Genomic DNA, 19,260 nt, shown 5'->3' with positions numbered 1-19,260 from the left:
CGTGGAATCGGAGGACGAGCCATGCATCGCGAACAGCCGAGATGAGCCGCTACGGACCGTCCCGCCGGACGGTATTCGGCACCGTCGCACTGGCGGCCGCGCTACCCGCCCTGATCGCGGCACGGCCGAGTTACACACGGGCACAATCGAATACGATCATCGCCAATGATCTGGAGGTGGTCACGATCACCGACAGCTCGGTGGTGGTCACCTGGACGACGACCACACGCGGCGAGCACGGGCGGCCGCTGCCCATCCCCACCGATACCGAATTGCGCCTCGCCCCGGCCGATTCCGTGCGCGCACCCGTCGCGGTCTACTCACAGGCCGATCCCACACCGTTCCACTACGCCGAAATCCACGGCCTGGAACCGGGGCGCGGCTACCGATTCGAGGCGTGGTCGGCCGGAACGCGCGCGACGCCGGCATGGAACGTGACCACCCAGCGTGCCGGAACACCCGAATCACGCGGCGTATTCACCACTTTGGTACCGCCACCGGGGCGTCCGCTGCGCACCTTCGCGCTGGCCAACGATATCCACTTCGGCGAACCGGTGAGCGGCCTGGTGATCCGCGACCTCCCCCGCGCGATCCGGCAGGATCCCGGCCACCCGCCGTACTCGGAATTGATGCTTACCGCACTGCTGGACGACCTGCGTACCCCCGACCGCGCCGTCGACCACCTGATACTGGCAGGCGACCTCACCCATGAGGCGGCGCCCGCCGATTGCCGTGGCGTGCGGGCACATCTGGACGCGTGGGGCACCCTCGGCCGGGACTACTTCGTCTGCCGTGGCAATCACGATCGCCCGCATATCGGCGCCGAGTACGCGAGCGGCCCCCAACTACCCGGGCTGCCCCACCACGATTGCTGGGGCGCGGAATTCCATCCGCGCCAGGAATTGCGCTCGCACGATATCGGCGGACTCCGCGTGATCGGCCTGGACACCACCGAACTCGACGCGGCACGCGGCCGGATCGAGCCCGCGCAGTTCGATAACCTGCGACAACTGCTGCGCAGCGACAGGGACTGCCCAACACTGATATTCGGCCATCACCCGGTGACCAGGGATTCCGCCTACACCAATTTCGGCGGTCCCGGATTCATCCTCGACCGGCGCGGCGCCGCCGAACTGCACGAGCTGTATCGAACGGCGCCGGGCGTTTTCCTGCAGCACAGCGGCCACACGCATCGAAACCGCCGCAGCACACCGGATATCCCGATCGATGTGGAATTCCTCGAGGTCGCGGCGCTGAAGGAGTATCCGGGCGGCTACAGCATGCTGCGCCTGTACGAGGGCGGCTACATGGTCAGCTTCCACAAGACCCGCGGCGAAGCCGCCCGACGCTGGAGCACGCGAACCCGCAAGCAGTACTTCGGCTTACAGCCCACCTACGCACTCGGCAGCACCGCCGATCGCAATCACGTTGTGCACCGGGATTTTTCCGGTCTTCGCCCGGCGTGACCGAGGCCATGGCGTGGTGCGAATCGATCATCTAGTGTGATTGTTCTAGAACGATCACACTACAAGGAGTGCCGATGTCAACCACACTCGATGTCGTCAAGGGCTTCTACGCGGCCACCCAGACCCACGACGACGAGGCCATCGTGGCCATGCTGCATCCGGATTTCCAGGCGCGGACCGCTCCCGGCATGCCGTGCGGGGCGGGCGGCTCCTTCCACGGCACCCGCGATGCGATGATGCGCATCTGGGGCGCGGTCTTCCGCGATTTCGACACCGCGGCCTACGCCGAGACCTGGCAGGAAACCACCGACGGTACCGTCGTGGTGACCGGGCACTACCGCGGCGCCGCCCGTGCCACCGGCCGCGCCTACGAGGCCGAATTCGCGCACTTCTGGCGGGTCACCGACGGCCGTATCTCCTGGCTACACCAGTACACCGACACCGCGGCGTGGCGGGCCGCGCTCGAGTGAACGCACCGCGCTCACCGCGCGAGGTGCCGTAATCTTCGTGGCACGAGGGTGCGACGGAGGACGGGACGATGACATATCCGCCGGGCGGACAACAGCCGTACGAAGAACCGCAGTACCCGGGGCAGCCGTTCGACGGGCCGACGTCCTATCCGCCGCCGCCCGACTACCCGCGGCAGCCGCCGATGGCACCGCCTCCACCGCCGCGGCGCAAAAGCAAGCTCGGGCTGATCCTGGCGCTCGTCGCGGTGTTCGCCATCGCGGTCGTCGGCGTGCTTGCCGGCGGTCTGGTGCTCACTTCGCAGGGCAAGGGCCCCTTCGCCTCCGACGAGAAGCGCGTCGAGGCCGCGATTCGCGACTACTACCGGACCCTCGACGCCGACGGCTTCGTCGCGGCGGTCGGCAAGATGTGCGCCGCCGACCGCGCGGAGCTCGACGGGATGACCAACGAGCAGCGGGCACAGCTGGAGACGGCCAAGTTCGCGATCACCATCGACAAGATCGACAAGATCGTCGTCTCCGGCGATCAGGCCACCGCCCACATCACCGGCAAGCTGACGATGACGTTTCCCGGCGAGGAACCCGACTCCGACACCTCCACCGACGAGCACGTCAAAAAGGAAGACGGCAAGTGGCGGGTCTGCTCCTTGCAATCCGGCAAGAACTGACCGGCGCGGATGAGTCGGGACCAGCGAGCCACCTGTTGCGGACTGTCGCGCCGTAGCCTGCTGCGTGCCGCGAGCGCGGCCGCCCTGCTCCCCGTGGTGCGCGCGGGTTCGGCAGGCGCGCAACCGAATCCGCTCATCGCCACCGATCTGGAGGTGGTGACGATCACCGAGAGCTCGGTGATCCTCACCTGGACGACGCTGACACCGGGCCCGGCGGGCCTGCTGCCGACGGACGCCGGCACGGAGGTGCTGCTCGGCCCCGCCGACGCGACGCGCGCACCGGCGACGGCCTTCGCCGACGCCGAGCCGACCCCGTATCACTACGCGGAACTCGACGGCCTCGAACCGGGACGCACCTACCGATTCGAGGCGAGATCGAACGGCGTGCGCGCCACCCCGGCACTCACGCTGACCACGCTTGCCCCTGGAACCCCCGAGGCGACAGGCGAATTCACCACGCTGGTGCCGCCTCCCGGCCGCCACCTGCGCACCGTCGCGCTGGCCAACGACGTGCACTACGGCGAAGAGGTCAGCGGACTGCTCGTCGGCGACTTCCCGCCCGGCTTCCGCCAGGACGAGCCGCCCTATCCCGAGGTGATGCTGGCGGCCATGCTCGACGACCTGCGTCGGCGCGGCGCCGAAAAGCTGCTGCTGGCAGGCGATCTCACCAGCGAGGCGAAACCGGCCGAGGCGCGCGCGGTGCGCGCCCGGCTCGACGGGTGGGGCCGGTTCGGGCACGACTATCTCGTCACCCGGGGCAATCACGATCGCCCACACGTCGGGTACCGGGACTGCCCGGCGCTGCCGTCGGCCACCGACCACCAGGACTGCTGGGCCGAACAGTTCACCCCGCGCCAGCAGTTGATCGAACACGAGACCGGCGGCCTGCGCATCATCGGCCTGGACACCAGCGAGCTCGACGGCTCCGGCGGCAGCATCGAGCGCCCGCAGTTCGACCGCCTCACCGAACTGCTGCGCGCCGATCCCGATCGCCCGACGGTGCTGTTCGGCCATCACCCGATCACCATCGAGTCGGGCCTGACCAACCCCGCGGGGCCCGGCTTCGTCCTCAATCGGGCCGACAGCGCCGAACTGCAGGATCTCTACACGCGCTCCCCCGGCGTTTTCCTGCATCACAGCGGCCATACCCACCGCAATCGCCGCACCCGTCCCGACGCCCAGTGCGCCGTCGAATTCCTCGAGGTGGCCGCGGTGAAGGAGTATCCCGGCGGCTACTGCCTGCTCCGCCTCTACGAGGGCGGCTACACGGTCAATTTCTATAAAACCCGCACCGCGGCCGCCCGCCGCTGGAGCACGATCACCCGCGGTGAATACTTCGGGCTCGTCCCCGATTACACCTCCGGCACCACCGCTGACCGCAATCACGTTGTACTGCGGGACTTTTCGGGACTGTCCTGAATCATCGGCCGCGCGGGCCATTTCCGCCGCCGGACCGATACCATCCGCGCACGTCGCACGCGGTACGGTGCTTAGGTAAGCCTCATCATAGGCGGGTTATCAACCGCCGCGACGAGGGGACCGCGGCGTGTCGAAAGGACAAGCATGAAGTCGATCAGGTGGAAAGCGATTTCCGGAGCGCTGGCCGTAGCAGTGGCGGCACTCGGGGTAACGGCCTGCTCGAATTCCTCGTCGAATGACGCGAGTGAGATCACCGTCTACAACGCACAGCACGAATCGCTGACCAAGGAGTGGGTCGCGGCGTTCACCAAGGAGACCGGTATCAAGGTCACCCTGCGTCAGGGCGGCGACACCGCGCTCGGCAATCAGCTGGTCGCCGAGGGCGCCGCCTCACCCGCCGATGTCTTCCTCACCGAGAACTCCCCCGCCATGGCGCTGGTGGAGAATGCCGGGCTCTTCGCCGATGTCGACAAGGACACGCTGGCCCAGGTACCGGCACAGTACCGCCCGTCCACCGGCAAGTGGACCGGAATCGCGGCCCGCTCAACGGTTTTCGTCTACAACAAGGACAAGGTCGCGGCCGATCAGCTGCCGAAATCGCTGCTCGATCTGGCGCAGCCGCAGTGGAAGGGCCGCTGGGGCGCCGGCGTATCCGGCGCCGACTTCCAGGCCATCGTGGCCGGTCTGCTCGCGCTGAAGGGCGAGGACGCCACCAAGGCCTGGCTGAAGGGCATGAAGGACAACGCGACCGCGTTCCCGAACAATGTCGCCACCATGAAGGCGGTCAACTCCGGCCAGCCCGACGGCGGCGTGATCTACCACTACTACTGGTACCGCGACCAGGCCAAGACCAAGGAGAGCAGCGCGAACACCGCGCTGCACTACTTCAAGAACCAGGATCCCGGCGCGTTCGTCAGCGTCTCCGGCGGCGGCGTACTGAAGTCGAGCAAGAAGCAGGAAGCAGCGCAGAAGTTCCTGAAGTTCATCGCGGGTAAGCAGGGTCAGGAGATCCTGCGCGACGGCGATTCGATGGAGTACCCGGTCGCCGCCGACGTCGCGGCCAACAAGGCGCTGCCGCCGCTGGCCGACCTGCAGGCGCCCGCCGTCGACCCGAGCAAGCTCGATGCCAAGAAGGTCACCGAGTTGATGACGCAGGCGGGTCTGCTCTAGTCATGGCCGTCCGGACCGCTGTCGCCTCCGCCCGGGTCGGCCGACCCGGGCCGCTCGTCACGACCGTCGCGCTGCTGCTTGTGGCCGCGACCTTCGTGCCGCTCGGCTACATCGTGTCCACGCTGTTCTCCACCGGCCTGCACGATGCGGCCGAACTGGTGTTCCGGCCGAGAGTCGGTGAGCTGCTGCGCAATACGGCGGCACTGGTGGTATGCACGGTGCCGATCTGCGTAGTGCTCGGCGTCGGCCTGGCTTGGGTGGTCGAACGCACGAACGTGCCGGGAGCCGGGTGGTGGGGGCCGGTGTTCGCGGCACCGCTCGCGGTGCCCGCCTTCGTCAACAGCTACGGCTGGGTGAGCGTGTTCCCGACCATGCACGGGCTGTGGGCGGGCGTGGTCATCTCGACCATGTCGTACTTCCCGCTGGTCTACCTGCCCGCCGCGGCCACCCTGCGCCGCCTCGACCCCGCGGTGGAGGAATCCGCGCGGGCGCTCGGGTCGGGCCCGGTGGCGGTGTTCGCGCGAATCGTGCTGCCGCAGTTACGGTTGGCGATCCTCGGTGGCGGATTGCTGATCGCGCTCCATCTGCTCGCCGAATACGGCGCGTTCGTGATGGTCCGATTCGACACGTTCACCACCGCGATCTTCGAGCAGTACCAGTCCAGCTTCGCCGGGCCTGCGGGCAGCATGCTCGCCGGCGTGCTCGTGCTGTGCTGCCTGGTGCTGCTCGCGGCCGAGGCCGGCGCGCGCGGTCGGGCGCGCTACGCGCGGATCGGCAGCGGCGCGCCGCGCGCGGCGGCACGGGTCCGCTTGGGCGGCAGCACGATTGCCGTGCTCGCCGTGCTGGTCGCGGTGACCGCTGGCGCGCTCGGCGTTCCGCTGTGGACCATCGTGCGCTGGCTGCGCATCGGCGGCGCGCAGGTCTGGGATTTCACCGAGATCGGCCAGTCGCTGGGGCAGACCGTCGCGCTCGCGGCGCTGGCCGCGCTGCTCACCACGCTGTGCGCGTTCCCGGTCGCCTGGATCGCGGTGCGCTCCACCTCGGCGTTCGCCCGAATCATCGAGGGCGCCAACTACATCACCAGCGCACTGCCCGGCATCGTGATCGCGCTGGCCATGGTGACGGTGACCATCCGCTGGGCGCCGCCGCTCTACCAGACGATCAGCATGGTGATCATCGCGTACGTGCTGATGTTCCTGCCGCGCGCGCTGGTCAGCGTGCGCGCCGGGCTGGCGCAGGTGCCGATCGGGCTGGAGGAGGTGTCGCGCTCGCTCGGAAAGTCCGGGCCCGCCACCTTCTTCCGGGTGACGCTGCGGCTCACCGCACCGGCCGCGGCCGCCGCGGGCGCGCTGGTCTTCGTCGCCGTCGCCACCGAGCTCACCGCGACGCTGCTGCTGGCGCCCAGCGGAACTCGCACGCTGGCCATGCGGTTCTGGTCGCTGTCCGGCGAATTGGACTACGCGGCCGCCGCGCCGTACGCGCTGATCATGATCCTCGCGGCGGTTCCGGTGACCTATCTGCTGTTCACCCAATCCAGAAAGGCGGCCGGACTATGACAAGACTTGTCGTCAAAGACGTTTCGAAGAAATTCGGATCGACCCGAGTGCTCGGCGGCATCTCTCTCGACGTGCCGAACGGCACCGCGACCGCCGTGGTCGGCTCCTCCGGATGCGGTAAGACCACCCTGCTCCGCGTCATCGCCGGATTCGAGTGCCCGGACGCCGGTTCGGTCGCCATCGGCACGGAAACCGTTGCGCGGGACAAATTCTCGATGCCGCCGCAGCGACGCAACATCGGCTATGTCGCGCAGGACGGCGCGCTGTTCCCGCATCTGACCGTCGGCCAGAACATCGCCTACGGCCTGCGCAAGGGCCTGCGCGGCCGCGGCGCCAGCATAGGCAGGGTCGCCGAACTGCTCGAAATGGTCTCGCTCGACCCGTCTTACGCCGATCGCCGCCCGCACCAGCTCTCCGGCGGCCAGCAGCAGCGCGTCGCACTCGCACGCGCACTCGCGCGCAAACCGGACGTGATGCTACTCGACGAACCGTTCAGCGCGCTGGATGCCGGGCTGCGCGCCACCACCCGCCAGGCCGTCGCCGAAACCCTGCGCGCCGCGGGGATGACCAGCATCCTGGTCACCCACGACCAGGAGGAGGCGCTGTGCTTCGCCGAGCAGGTCGCGGTGATGCGCGAGGGCAGATTCACTCAGGTCGGCGCGCCCGAACGGGTCTACGCCGCCCCCGCCGACCTGTTCACCGCACGCTTCCTCGGTGACTGCGTCCTGCTCGACGCGGTGGTCGAGGCCGACATCGCCAAGTGCGCGCTGGGCAGGGTGCCGGTGCAGCCCGGCGCGCCGAGCGGTGAGGTCACCCTGATGCTGCGTCCGGAACAGCTTGTCGCCCATGTGGTTCCGGACAGCGAGCCGAGCAGCGGCGTGGTGCGCGATGTCGAATTCCGCGGCGCGGATGTGATGTTGACGATCGCGCTGGACGGCGATGCCGAGCCGGTGCGGGTGCGCAGGGCCAGTGTCGCGGCGCCCGCGTGCGGGCAGCGGGTGCGCCTGGACGTGCTAGGGGCCGCCGTAGCGTACGAGCGGCCCCTGCACACAGAGCGAGCGGCGGGAATTGAACCCGCGTAAACGGCTTTGCAGACCGTTGCCTCAACCACTCAGCCACGCCCGCCTCGCATTCCATGGTGCCGTCCGGCGCGCGGCGCGCCCACCGTTGCACTCACGATGATCCAAACGTCGCATGGGATGATCGGAATATGTCTCGGCCACGCCCACTTCCGCTCGATCCGATCGCGGAGGCCCACCGCCAGTGGACCGGCCACGGCTGGAGCGACGTGGCCGATGGCATGGCCGCGGTGACCTCGCTGGTACGCGCCCAGCAAATCGTGATGGCCCGGGTGGACGAGGCGCTGCGACCGACCGGTCTGACCTTCTCCCGCTACGAACTGCTGATGCTGCTCAGCTTCAGCAAGACCGGCGGACTGCCGATGGCCAAGGCCAGCGCGCGCCTGCAGGTGCACCCGACGAGCGTCACCAACACGGTGGACCGCCTGGAGGCCGCCGAGCTGGTGAAACGGGTGCCGCATCCGAGTGACCGGCGGGCCACGCTCATCGAAATCACCGATGCGGGAAGAGAATTGGTTGCCCGGGCAACCACCGAGTTGAACAGGAAGGTCTTCGCGCTGCCCGGCCTGCCGCCGGACCGGCTGCACACACTTCTGCAACTGCTCGCGGAGTTCAGGCATGCGGCGGGCGACTTCGATTCCGGCGATGATCCCGCCCGCTGGGAGCCCGCCGAGCAATGATCCAGCATCCGTACTGGTCGGTCCCCTACGCTCCCGAAAAGACCATCCGGTAACGGTCCGGCATCCAAGTAGCGAATTTCCCGCCCCGTCGGCTTGGCATGGGCGAATAAAAGGTTCACGATGGAAGCCATGGTGCTGGTCTTGGGGGTATCGGCGGGCGCTGGTGGCGCACGCGCGATGCTGACGCATTCCGATCAGCCACACCTCCCGCCCATCGATCGCTGCCAGGTGCCGCGCCGCGCGGGCGGCAGCGTCGAGGAGGCCGTCTTCGAGGCGATCCGCCAGATGAACGGTTCGGCCGAACGTCGCGACGAGCTCATCACCGGCACCGCCGTCACCTGCCGCTGTCCGCTGCACGCCGAGGCGATCCGGGCCGCCGCGGGCCGCGGCAGGCTCACCATCGTCGACGAACCGCTGGCCCAGCTGCGCTACCTGCGCTTCACCGGTCGATTACCGGACGAGGGCTCGGTGATCCTCTACGACCTCGGCAGCTCCGGCCTCACCGTCACCCACGCCGACTGCCGCACCGACACCATCCTGTCCAGTAAGCGCAGCACGGTACTCGGCGGCGACGGCTACGACGCGCTGCTGCGCTGGCAACTGGCCCGCGGCGGCGTGCTCACCGACAAACTGACCAGCCGCAGGCATCGTGAAGCGCTCAGCAGCGCGCGGGTGGTCACCGCGATGGACACCAGCTCCGGCGGCCGCGCCGTGGTCACCCGCAGCGACCTGGCCGAACTGTGCGCGGCGGGTATCCACCACTCCGCGTCGTTCGTGCGGCAGCTGATCGACGAGACAGGGGTACAGCCCGAGGCGCTCGTCCTGCTCGGCGGTTGCACGCGCAGCCCGGGCATCAGGGAGTCGATCACCGAACTGATCGACCTGCCGGTGATCTACGATCCGGAGCCGGAATACGTTTCGGCACGCGGCGCCGTGCTGCTCGCCGCCGAGCGCCCGGCCGGTGATGTGCGGATGGCGCGGGCGCGCGCGGGCGCGATGGCGGCCAAACTCGCGCCGGCGACCGTCGACCGCCGCAAGATCGCCGCGGCGGTCGCGGTCACCGTCGCGCTCGGCGCCACCATCGCGGGATTGCTTGCCATGGACCGCAATTCGGCACAGCCGGCGGACGGCGGAAATGCCACGACCTCGGTAGAGATCGTCGGCACTCCCACCAGGCCGAACCCGTGATCAGCGATTGGTGAACTTCGCCGGGCGCTTCTCGACGAAGGCGGCCATGCCTTCCTTCTGGTCCTCGATGGCGAACAGCGAGTGGAACACCCGGCGCTCGAACCGAAGTCCTTCGGCGAGTGTGGTTTCGAAGGAGCGGTTGACCGACTCCTTGGCAATCATGGTGACCGGCAACGACATCGACGCGATGGTCTCGGCCACCTCGAGCGCGGTATCGAGCAGCTGGTCGGCGGGCACGATCCGGGAAACCAGCCCGGCCCGCTCAGCCTCTTCGGCATCCATGTTGCGCCCCGTGAGCACCAGATCCATCGCCTTGGCCTTGCCGATGGCGCGGGTCAGCCGCTGCGAACCACCGATACCGGGGATGACACCGAGCTTGATCTCCGGCTGCCCGAACTTGGCGGTGTCGGCGGCGAGCAGGATGTCGCAGATCATTGCCAGCTCACAGCCGCCGCCGAGCGCGTACCCCGCGACCGCGGCGATGGTCGGCTTGCGGAACTGGGCCAGCCGGTCCCAGCGGGCGAAGAAGTCGTTCATGAACATGTCCATGTACGACTGCGGCTGCATCTCCTTGATGTCCGCCCCCGCGGCGAAGGCGCGCTCCGAGCCGGTGATCACCACGGCGCCGATCGCGTCGTCGCGCTCGAGCTCGTCGAGCGCGGCAATGACGTCGTCGAGTACCTGCGCGTTCAGCGCGTTGAGCGCCTTCGGGCGGTTCAGCGTGATCCAGCCGACACGGCCCTTGCGCTCCAGCAGAATCGTCTCGAATTCAGTCACTCGGCACCCTCGTGGTCGGAACGGTTACGGATATCGGTGACGATAGCCGAGAAGTCCTTCGCCGAATCCGTCTGGTTGAAGCGGGTGTAGATCGCCGCGGCGAGCGCGCCGAGCTGGCCGTCGATACCGTTGTCGCGCAACGCGTTCGCGGCAAGGCCGAGATCCTTGGTCATCAGCGCGGTGGCGAAGCCGGGCTGGTAGTCGTTGTTGGCCGGGCTGGTCGGTACCACGCCGGGGACGGGGGCGTAGTTGGTCAGCGCCCAGCTCTGGCCCGAGGCCGTGGAGACGACGTCGAAGAACGACTGATGGCTCAGGCCCAGCTTCTCACCGAGCACCAGCGCCTCGGACAGGCCGATCATCGAGATGCCGAGCAGCATGTTGTTGCAGATCTTCGCCGCCTGGCCGACGCCGGAGCCGCCGCAGTGCACGACCTTGCCGCCCATCACCTCGAGTATCGGCAGCGCGTCGGCGAAGTCGGCGTCGCCGCCGCCGACCATGAAGGTCAGCGTGCCCGCGGCCGCGCCGGCGACACCACCGGAGACCGGGGCGTCCAGCGCGCGGTGGCCCGCGTCGGTGGCGAGCACGGCCGCGGCCTTCGCGTCGGCGACGTCGATGGTGGAACAGTCGATGAACAGCGTGCCCGGCTTGGCGGCGGGCAGCACCTCGGCGTATACGTCGAGCACCAGTGTGCCGTTGGGCAGCATGGTGATCACGGTGTCCGCGTCGGCGGCCTCGGCGGCCGTCGCGACGACGGTGGCGCCGTCGCGCTCCGCCTGCTCCTGCGCCGCGGGCACCGGGTCGAAGGCAAGCACGTCATGGCCCGCCTTGACAAGGTTGGCGGCCATCGGCGCGCCCATGTGGCCGAGGCCGAGGAATCCGATCTTCACTGCTGTGTCTCCAAACCCAGTTCTTTGTCGCCCAATTCGGCGAAGTACGCGTCGACCTGCGCGGTGGTGACGTCGGCCAGGGTGGCGGGCGACCACTGCGGGTTGCGGTCCTTGTCGATCACCTGCGCGCGGATGCCCTCGACCAGATCGTGCGAAGACAGCGAGGCGATGGAGACACGGTATTCCTCGTTCAACACCGCCTCCAGGCTTTCGGCCGTACGGGCCGAACGCAGCGAGCGCAACGTGACCTTCAGTGCGACAGGTGATTTCGCGAGGATGTCGGCGGCGGCCTTGGCGGCCTCCTGCCCACCGTCGGCGTGCAGCCGCGCGACGATCTCCTCGACCGTGTCCGCGGCGTAGCAGGCATCGATCCAGCCCTGCTCGGCGAGCAGACCGGATTCCGGTGCCTGCGTGGCGAATTTGGCGATGGCAATATCCGCGGTCTCGGTGCGCAGCGTCTCCAGCAGCGCGGGCAGATGCTCCGAGGTCACGTAGTAGTCGGCGAATCCCGCGGCGATCGCGTCGCCCGCGTCCATCCGTGCCGTGGTCAGCGCGACGTGCGTGCCGATCTCGCCCGGCGTGCGTGAAAGCAGGTAGGTGCCACCGACATCAGGGATGAAGCCGATGCCGACCTCGGGCATGCCGATCTTGGAACGCTCGGTGACGATGCGGTGGCTGCCGTGCCCGGACAGACCGACGCCGCCGCCCATCACGATGCCGTCCATCACCACGACGTACGGCTTGCGGTAGCGGCCGATCAGCGCGTTGAGCATGTATTCGTCGCGCCAGAACACACCGCTCGGCGAATCCGTGCCCGCCGCACCGGATGTGGCGTCGGTGTGGATGGCGACGATATCGCCGCCCGCGCACAGGCCGCGCTCACCCGCGCCGATCACGGCGACAGTGTTGATCTCGTCGTCCTCGGCCCATTCCCACAGCGCATCGGTGATGGCAAGCGCCATCGGGTGATTCAGCGCGTTGATGGCCTTGGGCCGGTTCAGCGTGATCAGGCCCAGCCCGTCACGCTTCTCGATGATTACCTCAGGCTCACTCATGCCGCTCCTACCACCGAGCGGGCGACAACCACCCGCATGATTTCGTTGGTGCCCTCCAGAATCTGGTGCACCCGCAGATCGCGGACGATCTTCTCCAGCCCGTATTCGGCCAGATAGCCGTAGCCGCCGTGCAATTGCAGCGCCTTGTTGGCGACCTCGAAGCCCGCGTCGGTGGCGAATCGCTTCGCCATGGCGCACAGCTCGACCTTGTCGGCGGCGTCGGCGTCCAGCGCCGCCGCGGCCCGCCACAGCAGGGTCCGCGCCGCCTCCAATTCGGTACGCATATCGGCGAGCTGGAACTGCAGCGCCTGGTTCTTCAGCAGCGGGGCGCCGAATGCCTGACGCTCGGCCAGATACGGCACCGTCTTGTCCAGCGCCGCCTGTGCGCCGCCGACCGAGCAGGCGGCGATGTTCAACCGCCCGCCGTTCAGGCCGTTCATGGCGATGCGGAATCCGTCACCCTCCGCGCCGAGCATGTTGGCCGCGGGGACGCGGGCGTCTTCGAAGATCACCTGGCGGGTCGGCTGCGCGTTCCAGCCCATCTTCTTCTCGTTGGCGCCGTAGGAGACACCGGGAGTGTCGGCGGGCACGATGAACGCCGAGATCCCGCTGGCCCCAGCGCCTCCGGTGCGCGCCATCACCACGTACACGTCGGTGGCGCCCGCGCCGGAGATGAATTGCTTTGCGCCGTTGAAGATATAGTCGTCACCGTCGCGAACGGCCTTGGTGCTCAAGGCCGCCGCATCCGAGCCGACACCCGGCTCGGTCAGCGCGTAACTGGCGAGCAGTTCCATCGACGTCAGGCCGGGCAGCCAGCGCTCGCGCTGTTCGGCGTCGCCGTAGCTGTCGATCATCCAGGACGCCATGTTGTGGATGGAGATGTAGGCGGCGATGGCGGGGCAGCCGGTGGCGAGCTGCTCGAAGATACGCACGGCATCGAGCCTGCGCAGGCCCGAGCCGCCGACATCCTCGCCGATGTAGATGCCGCCGAGGCCGAGCGGGCCCGCCTTGCGCAGCACGTCTATCGGAAAGTGCTTCTGCTCATCCCATTCCAGGGCGTTCGGGGCGAGGAACTCGTCCGCGAAACCGCGTGCGGTATCGCGGATCGCACGTTCGTCGTCGTCGAGGATGAACATCGGCTAGTCCATCGTCGGGATGACGAAGGCATTGCTCTCTTTGAGGCCGGAGGGCCAGCGCTGCGTCACCGTCTTGGTCTTGGTGTAGAAGCGGATCGAATCCGGGCCGTGCTGGTTCAGATCGCCGAAACCGGAACGCTTCCAGCCGCCGAAGGTGTGGTAGGCGATCGGCACCGGAATCGGCACATTGATGCCGACCATGCCGACCTGCACGCGCGCGGCGAAGTCACGGGCGGTGTCGCCGTCGCGGGTGAAGATCGCGACGCCGTTGCCGTACTCGTGCTCGTTGGCCAGGCGCAGGCCCTCCTCGTAGTCCTCGGCGCGCAGCACGCTGAGCACCGGGCCGAAGATCTCCTCCTTGTAGATCCGCATCTCCGCGGTCACCCGGTCGAAAAGCGTTGCGCCGACGAAGTATCCGTCCTCGGCGCCGTCGACGGTCAGGCCGCGGCCGTCGACGACCAGCTCGGCCCCCTCATCGATGCCGATCTGGACGTAGTCGTTCACCCGGTTGACACCGTCCAGGCCGACCAGCGGGCCGAAATCGGCGCCGGGATCGTCGGAGCGGCCGATGTTGAGCTTGTGCACCCGCTCGGTCAGCTTGGCCACCAGGCGATCGGCGGTCTCCTCGCCGACCGGCACGGCCACCGAGATGGCCATGCAGCGCTCACCCGCGGAACCGTAACCGGCGCCGATCAATTGGTCGGCGACATCGTCGAGGTCGGCGTCGGGCATGACGATCGCGTGGTTCTTGGCGCCGCCGAAACACTGGGCGCGCTTGCCGTTCGCCGTCGCCGTCTCGTAGATGTACTGCGCGATCGGGGTGGAGCCGACGAAGCCGACCGCCTTGATCCGCGGATCGTGCAGCAGCGCGTCGACGGCCTCTTTGTCGCCGTTGACCACGTTGAACACGCCGGCGGGCAGTCCGGCCTCGAGGAAGAGCTCGGCCAGCCGCAGCGGCACCGAGGGGTCACGCTCGGAGGGCTTGAGCACGAACGCGTTTCCGCATGCCAGCGCCGGACCGGCCTTCCACAGCGGGATCATCGCCGGGAAGTTGAACGGGGTGATGCCCGCGACGACGCCGAGCGGCTGCCGCATCGAGTACACGTCGATACCGGTGCCCGCGCTCTCGGTGTACTCACCCTTGAGCAGATGCGGGATGCCCGCGGCGAACTCGATCACCTCGAGGCCACGCTGGATATCACCCTTGGCGTCGGCGATCGTCTTGCCGTGCTCCGAGGACAGCAGCGCCGCAAGGGAATCCATCTCGTCCTGCACCAGCGTCAGGAACTTCATCAGCACCCTGGCCCGCTTCTGCGGGTTGAACGCCGCCCATACCCGCTGCGCCTCCGCGGCATTCGCGACAACCGCCTCCACCTCGGCCTTGCTGGCGAGCGGCACCCGCGCCTGCACCTGGCCGATGTTCGGGTCGAACACGTCCCCGAAGTTGCCGGAGGTGCCCGCTACATGCTTGCCACCGATGAAGTGGGTGAGTTCGCGAACCATGCCAGTCCTTTCCACGCGATATGCGGCCATCCTATAGTTGGATGTCCAAGTAAATAGCGGGCAGGCTGCGAATGTGATTCATCCCACCCCGACGGCGGGCTAGTCGGTGCTCTTTTCCCTGGTCAGAAGGTAGGCCGCGACGGCGAGGACGATGGCGCCGAGGACAACAACGGTGACCGCGGCGGCCAGATTGTTGTCGGTCCACCGGGCCACGGCCTCGGTGACCGCGAGGGCGAGCGCAAGGCCGCCGCCGATGACGAGCACCAGGGAGCGATGCGTCGCGTAGAGCGCGAAGCAGGCGATCGCGATCAGCGCGGTCACCACATAGGCCCAGTGGTCGTGGTCGAAATCCAGTGTCTGCGCGGCGATTACGCTGATGACGAGGGCGGCCAGATAGCCAGCCCAGGTTTCGGCGATCACGCCGGCACGGGTGAGCGCGAACCAGGCGATGCCCACCGCGAGGACGCCGATGCTCAGCCAGGTGTCGCTCGCGTCCGTCCATTCGTCGATCAGCGCGAGCACGGCGATCGGGCTGAAGATCGAGCAAGCGAGCAGGCCGAGCACCGACGGGACGGCCGCATAGCCGAGGACGGCGACCGCGAGACCGGCGAGGAAGGCGAGCACGAGGCCGTTGCCGCTGCCGGAACTGTTGTCCAGAGCGACGCCGACCATTCCGGTGACGGAGACCGAGGTCAACGCGAACAACGCGCAGGCGAGGCGAACGCGCGCGGTGCGCGGGCCCTCGCCGCGGCGGAACAGCGCGCCGCGCCCGCCCGCGGACCACAATCCGGCGACCACCAGCAGTACCGACACCACCGCGAGCAGGCAGACCCGCCCGACCCTGGCCAGGTCCTCCCACGAGGACGCGACGACCAGGCCGACGCCACCGAGCAGCAGACCGGCGCCCGCGTACGCGGCGGTCTCGGCGAGCACCCTGCCCAGCGGCGGCCGGGACTCCGCTCGATCCTCCTCGATGGCCGCCGCCACCGCACCTAATTGCGCTTCGGTCAAAACGCCCTGGTCGACCAGCCGTCGCACGGCCGCCCCCACCCGATTCTCGGTCCCCATGTAGGCAGTATCGCCCCGCAAGAGCCCGGTAGTAACGATCTACGCCCGAACGATCAGATCGCGTCCGTCGCACGCTGGGTATGTGCCCAACCGGAGGGCAGGCAGCGAGATCCGACGGCGGCGATCCGGACCGCGTGGCCATGGCCCCGCCACGTTGCCCGAGATCGGGTGCGCTGCTCGGCGAGCGAGTGTGCACTCATGGCGGAGATACCGGCGATTCGCCACCCTCACACTCGGCGACCATTTCTATTCCTCGGGGCCGAGTTCCACGAGGGTTCCGGGGTGCGCGAGGGAGGCGACGGTGATGCGGCCGCCCTTGGCCTGATCGATGATCTGCCCCTGCCATGCGACGAAGCAGGAGGCGATCTCGCTGTTGTACGCGCGGGCCAGGATCGGCGCGAGCGTCTTGGCCAGATCGCCCTCGGCGGCGATGAGCTGGCCGCGATAGGGACCGTAGTACGGCAGAATCGCCTCCAGCACAACGGCTTCCACGCCTTGCACCCTGGCGATGAGCGGATCGATCAACGGCTGATTCGCGGTGATCACCGGTGCGATCTCGGCGAGCACCGGCCCGACCAGCTGCAAGATCGGCTGATAGACCGAGCCGAGCGCGAAGGCCTCCGAGGAGAACGGCCCCGCCAGCGGCGCGAGCCCGATCAGCGATGCGAGACCGCCCGACTGCTTCGGCGCGGGCCAGCCGAGCGGGCACGGCGGTTGCGTACCGACCGGCACGGCGGCGAACGGACTCGCCTGGCCCGGCACAGCGCTGGGCGCCCCACCCGGTGACAGCGGCACGGCGTTGTTGGGTGCACCCGGTGAAGTACCAAGCGGGACCGCCGAATTCGGTCCGGTGCCCGTACCGATCGGAACAGACGAACTCGGCCCGGGCGCCCCGTTACTCCCCTGCGTCGGCGCACCGAGCGGGACTGCCGCCCGCGGGCCCGTAGCGATCGGGACAGACGAACTGGGTCCCGGCGCCGCACCTCCTTGCGTCGACGGGCCGGGCGGCGCTGCCAGGCCCGGCGATGCACCAAGCGGCACAGCACTATTCGGCAACGACCGGGGTCCGGGAGTGGTAGCGGCGACCCCACCCAGCGGATGGTCTGCAGAGGGCGGTTGACCACCCGGTGCCGTAACCGCGTCGCCGGGCGCAGAGGTCGCACCGCCGGGCGCAGGCTCCACGCCCGGGGCCGCGGCCGCGGCAATCGCGGCGACCGACTGCCCCTGCGAAACCGCAACGGCGGCACCCTGATCGTCGTCCCGAACGATCAGCGTGGTGATCGCGACGGCACTGCCGACCACGGTCAGCGCCGCCACCGCGCGCACGGCGCGCACCCCGACGGTTCGCCGCGAAATACTCTTCAGGCTCATCGCTTCGCCCGCTTTCTATTCACTTCGGCGGCGGTCGGCCGCGCCGCCGATAGACCGGAGAACCGCCACTCCCGCGACATCGCCACGGCGGCAGCTGGTCCGCCCGGGCGAACGGCAGCTCGGGCGAAGCCACCATGGCGGCAGCTGGAATGCGGAGGGCGGATGATGCTGCTCGGATTCATCGGCAGTGCTCCTTTCAGGTCAGTTCGTTGGTGCCACAGGTGGTTTCGGGGCGGCCGAGTCGGGTTCGAAGGTGCCCTGCAGGTGCCAGACGCCGGTGAAGCCGTTGAAGGGGCCGCCGACGATCAGGCTTGTCCACTGGAGGGTGAACGCCCTGGTCTTCGGGTCGTAGCTGCCGGTGGCCGACGGGCCTTGGGCGGCACCGGATTTCGGCCGGTCGAACCACTGGTGGGCGACCCAGTCCCAGACCTGCTGCACCTGCTCGGCGCCCGCCACTTGCGGGCCCTGCTTCTCCGGCGGCTTCGGCGCGCCCTGGTTGAACTCCTGGTCGTTCCACGACGCGGCCCAGGCGGACAGATCCGCGGTGAGCTTGCCGTTGTCGTTGACGACGGTCGGCGGCGGCACCTGCCGCTGGGTCTGCGGATCGGTCGGATTCGTCGAGATGCCGAACTCCACGGCGAAGAACCTGGTCGGCTTCGTGATCGACGCGGAAAGCGAATTACCTTGCGCAAAACCGGGTTTCGGCTCGCTCTGATACCCGCCGACGCGCAGGCCACCTGCCGTCCCCGGCTCGAGCAGCGTCGTCGCCCCACCTTGCGCAGGCGAATCCCCATTGGGCATATACGGCCCCTTGTCCGGTGTCCCACCCGGCTGCACCATCCGGAACCAGGTGCCCGTGACGGTATCCCCGGATACCGCACCCGGAGTAAATCGCAGCAAACCCACCAACCGTTCCGGCGCGCTCGCCGTCGGCACCTCACCACCGCTGGAACATCCCGCCGCAACCAGCGTCCCGGTGACCATCAGCGCACCGATCCCCGCCCGCGCAACACCCCGACGAGCCGATGCACTCCACCGCGCAAGCGCACGCCGAGAGTCCACCGCGGAGTTGAAAGCACTGCGCACCAAGGGATCCCGACGGTCGCCAGATCGACGAGCAGACAACGCGGGGTGGTCCTGCCCAGGATTGCGAGCGGACGGTGCGGAATGCGGGCCCGCGGCTCGACGTGGGTTGCGCAGGCCGGACAGTGCGGCGGCCAGAGCCGAGACGCCGGGAATGATGTAGAACCAGGCGAGGCCGCGGAAGGCCGTGAAGCCGAAGGGTTTTGTGGCGTTGTTCAGGGCCACGACGGCGTCGAAGTTGGTGACGTTGTCGTTCATGGCGCCGATGAGGGCGGCGAAGCGGGAGGTCATGGGTTGCCAGCCGGATTCGAGGGCGGTGATGCCGGTGAGGTCGGCGCCGGGGTGGGCCGCGCGGACGTCGGCGGTGTATCTGCTGTTCAGTTCCCCGTCCGCGGCCACCAGGGTGACGAAGTAGCCCTGAAGTGTGCGCACCTCGTCGTGGGTGAGGATCGGAGTGAAACCATCGATCAGCGGCTGGGCCGCGGGTGCGGCGGGGAAGAGTCCGCCGGTGATCGGTACGGCGATCAGCGTGAGCGCCGCGAGCGCCGACGCCGCACGCCATGGCGCGCCGCGCTTTCCGTTGCGCGCCGCACGGAAGCCGAGGACACCCGCACCGGCGAGCACCAGGCCCGGCAGCGCCAACAGCCATGGTAGAGCACCGAATGACGCTGCACTGGAGAGCTTTTC

17 protein-coding genes and 1 tRNA gene are annotated in these 19,260 nt (G+C 68.5%); 9 read left to right on the top strand and 9 right to left on the bottom strand.

All coding sequences use genetic code 11. From position 1 onward, the window contains the following. Positions 1-41 precede the first annotated feature (41 nt). From ACIG5A_RS19500 to ACIG5A_RS19470, 7 genes are all read left to right on the top strand, one after another. Positions 42-1,466: a metallophosphoesterase family protein gene (locus tag ACIG5A_RS19500; RefSeq protein WP_397241685.1), complete on the top strand. Its 1,425-nt coding sequence runs from the start codon at positions 42-44 to the stop codon at positions 1,464-1,466. A gap of 74 nt (positions 1,467-1,540) precedes the next feature. Further along, positions 1,541-1,936, top strand: a complete 396-nt coding sequence (locus tag ACIG5A_RS19495) for a nuclear transport factor 2 family protein (protein ID WP_397241683.1) — start codon at positions 1,541-1,543, stop codon at positions 1,934-1,936. 68 nt (positions 1,937-2,004) lie between these two features. After that, positions 2,005-2,601 carry a hypothetical protein gene (locus ACIG5A_RS19490; RefSeq protein ID WP_397241681.1) on the top strand — a complete coding sequence of 199 codons (597 nt, stop codon included), beginning with the start codon at positions 2,005-2,007 and terminating at the stop codon, positions 2,599-2,601. Between the two features lie 9 nt (positions 2,602-2,610). Beyond that, on the top strand, positions 2,611-4,020 hold the full coding sequence (locus tag ACIG5A_RS19485) for a metallophosphoesterase (RefSeq protein WP_397241679.1): 1,410 nt from the start codon (positions 2,611-2,613) through the stop codon (positions 4,018-4,020). Positions 4,021-4,164: 144 nt separating this feature from the next. Beyond that, positions 4,165-5,190, top strand: a complete 1,026-nt coding sequence (locus tag ACIG5A_RS19480; RefSeq protein ID WP_397241677.1) for an iron ABC transporter substrate-binding protein — start codon at positions 4,165-4,167, stop codon at positions 5,188-5,190. A 2-nt stretch (positions 5,191-5,192) separates the two neighbouring features. Further along, complete coding sequence (locus tag ACIG5A_RS19475; protein ID WP_397241675.1) at positions 5,193-6,746, top strand: ABC transporter permease; 1,554 nt, start codon at positions 5,193-5,195, stop codon at positions 6,744-6,746. Further along, positions 6,743-7,828: an ABC transporter ATP-binding protein gene (locus ACIG5A_RS19470; RefSeq protein WP_397241673.1), complete on the top strand. Its 1,086-nt coding sequence runs from the start codon at positions 6,743-6,745 to the stop codon at positions 7,826-7,828. The genes ACIG5A_RS19475 and ACIG5A_RS19470 overlap by 4 nt, the downstream gene beginning before the upstream one ends. Here ACIG5A_RS19470 and ACIG5A_RS19465 read toward each other — a convergent pair. After that, positions 7,800-7,871: transfer RNA gene (locus ACIG5A_RS19465), tRNA-Cys, on the bottom strand. The genes ACIG5A_RS19470 and ACIG5A_RS19465 overlap by 29 nt on opposite strands. A gap of 85 nt (positions 7,872-7,956) precedes the next feature. Here ACIG5A_RS19465 and ACIG5A_RS19460 point away from each other — a divergent pair. Both ACIG5A_RS19460 and ACIG5A_RS19455 read left to right on the top strand, forming a co-directional pair. Continuing rightward, the gene (locus tag ACIG5A_RS19460; RefSeq protein ID WP_397241671.1) at positions 7,957-8,505 is read left to right on the top strand and encodes a MarR family winged helix-turn-helix transcriptional regulator; all 549 of its coding nucleotides are present in this window, start codon (positions 7,957-7,959) and stop codon (positions 8,503-8,505) included. Between the two features lie 129 nt (positions 8,506-8,634). Then, positions 8,635-9,693 (top strand): Hsp70 family protein, encoded by a 1,059-nt coding sequence (locus ACIG5A_RS19455; protein ID WP_397241669.1) that lies wholly within the window; start codon positions 8,635-8,637, stop codon positions 9,691-9,693. Here the strand turns inward: ACIG5A_RS19455 and ACIG5A_RS19450 are convergent, their stop codons facing one another. From ACIG5A_RS19450 to ACIG5A_RS19415, 8 genes are all read right to left on the bottom strand, one after another. Next, a complete protein-coding gene (locus ACIG5A_RS19450) occupies positions 9,694-10,470 on the bottom strand; it encodes an enoyl-CoA hydratase (RefSeq protein ID WP_397241667.1) in 777 nt (258 codons plus the stop codon). Further along, the gene (gene mmsB, locus ACIG5A_RS19445) at positions 10,467-11,357 is read right to left on the bottom strand and encodes a 3-hydroxyisobutyrate dehydrogenase (protein WP_397241665.1); all 891 of its coding nucleotides are present in this window, start codon (positions 11,355-11,357) and stop codon (positions 10,467-10,469) included. The genes ACIG5A_RS19450 and mmsB overlap by 4 nt, the downstream gene beginning before the upstream one ends. After that, positions 11,354-12,412, bottom strand: coding sequence for an enoyl-CoA hydratase/isomerase family protein (locus ACIG5A_RS19440; protein WP_397241663.1), 1,059 nt, complete (start codon positions 12,410-12,412; stop codon positions 11,354-11,356). The genes mmsB and ACIG5A_RS19440 overlap by 4 nt, the downstream gene beginning before the upstream one ends. Next, positions 12,409-13,548 (bottom strand): acyl-CoA dehydrogenase family protein, encoded by a 1,140-nt coding sequence (locus tag ACIG5A_RS19435; RefSeq protein ID WP_397241661.1) that lies wholly within the window; start codon positions 13,546-13,548, stop codon positions 12,409-12,411. Before ACIG5A_RS19435 ends, ACIG5A_RS19440 begins: the two co-directional genes overlap by 4 nt. Positions 13,549-13,551: 3 nt before the next feature. After that, positions 13,552-15,051 (bottom strand): CoA-acylating methylmalonate-semialdehyde dehydrogenase, encoded by a 1,500-nt coding sequence (locus ACIG5A_RS19430; RefSeq protein WP_397241659.1) that lies wholly within the window; start codon positions 15,049-15,051, stop codon positions 13,552-13,554. A gap of 99 nt (positions 15,052-15,150) precedes the next feature. Continuing rightward, entirely contained in the window at positions 15,151-16,119 is a 969-nt protein-coding gene (locus ACIG5A_RS19425; protein ID WP_397241657.1) for a DUF2157 domain-containing protein, read from the bottom strand. A 246-nt stretch (positions 16,120-16,365) separates the two neighbouring features. Continuing rightward, complete coding sequence (locus ACIG5A_RS19420) at positions 16,366-16,914, bottom strand: hypothetical protein (protein WP_397241655.1); 549 nt, start codon at positions 16,912-16,914, stop codon at positions 16,366-16,368. A gap of 777 nt (positions 16,915-17,691) precedes the next feature. Beyond that, the gene (locus ACIG5A_RS19415) at positions 17,692-18,474 is read right to left on the bottom strand and encodes a hypothetical protein (protein ID WP_397241880.1); all 783 of its coding nucleotides are present in this window, start codon (positions 18,472-18,474) and stop codon (positions 17,692-17,694) included. Positions 18,475-19,260: the final 786 nt, after the last annotated feature.

Source organism: Nocardia sp. NPDC052566, assembly GCF_044547285.1.
Classification (GTDB): Bacteria; Actinomycetota; Actinomycetes; order Mycobacteriales; family Mycobacteriaceae; genus Nocardia.
The sequence above is the reverse complement of the archived record's forward strand: the minus strand, read 5'-3'. Positions and strand labels throughout refer to the sequence as shown.

Excerpts from the sequence above, each read along its gene's own strand:
- ACIG5A_RS19470 (WP_397241673.1), top strand. The coding sequence starts at position 6,743 with ATGACAAGACTTGTCGTCAAAGACGTTTCGAAGAAATTCGGATCGACC.
- ACIG5A_RS19440 (WP_397241663.1), bottom strand. The coding sequence starts at position 12,412 with ATGAGTGAGCCTGAGGTAATCATCGAGAAGCGTGACGGGCTGGGCCTG.
- ACIG5A_RS19480 (WP_397241677.1), top strand. The coding sequence starts at position 4,165 with ATGAAGTCGATCAGGTGGAAAGCGATTTCCGGAGCGCTGGCCGTAGCA.
- ACIG5A_RS19415 (WP_397241880.1), bottom strand. The coding sequence starts at position 18,474 with ATGGTCACCGGGACGCTGGTTGCGGCGGGATGTTCCAGCGGTGGTGAG.
- ACIG5A_RS19495 (WP_397241683.1), top strand. The coding sequence starts at position 1,541 with ATGTCAACCACACTCGATGTCGTCAAGGGCTTCTACGCGGCCACCCAG.
- ACIG5A_RS19435 (WP_397241661.1), bottom strand. The coding sequence starts at position 13,548 with ATGTTCATCCTCGACGACGACGAACGTGCGATCCGCGATACCGCACGC.
- ACIG5A_RS19430 (WP_397241659.1), bottom strand. The coding sequence starts at position 15,051 with ATGGTTCGCGAACTCACCCACTTCATCGGTGGCAAGCATGTAGCGGGC.
- ACIG5A_RS19490 (WP_397241681.1), top strand. The coding sequence starts at position 2,005 with ATGACATATCCGCCGGGCGGACAACAGCCGTACGAAGAACCGCAGTAC.
- ACIG5A_RS19500 (WP_397241685.1), top strand. The coding sequence starts at position 42 with ATGAGCCGCTACGGACCGTCCCGCCGGACGGTATTCGGCACCGTCGCA.
- ACIG5A_RS19455 (WP_397241669.1), top strand. The coding sequence starts at position 8,635 with ATGGTGCTGGTCTTGGGGGTATCGGCGGGCGCTGGTGGCGCACGCGCG.
- ACIG5A_RS19475 (WP_397241675.1), top strand. The coding sequence starts at position 5,193 with ATGGCCGTCCGGACCGCTGTCGCCTCCGCCCGGGTCGGCCGACCCGGG.
- ACIG5A_RS19460 (WP_397241671.1), top strand. The coding sequence starts at position 7,957 with ATGTCTCGGCCACGCCCACTTCCGCTCGATCCGATCGCGGAGGCCCAC.
- ACIG5A_RS19485 (WP_397241679.1), top strand. The coding sequence starts at position 2,611 with ATGAGTCGGGACCAGCGAGCCACCTGTTGCGGACTGTCGCGCCGTAGC.
- ACIG5A_RS19425 (WP_397241657.1), bottom strand. The coding sequence starts at position 16,119 with ATGGGGACCGAGAATCGGGTGGGGGCGGCCGTGCGACGGCTGGTCGAC.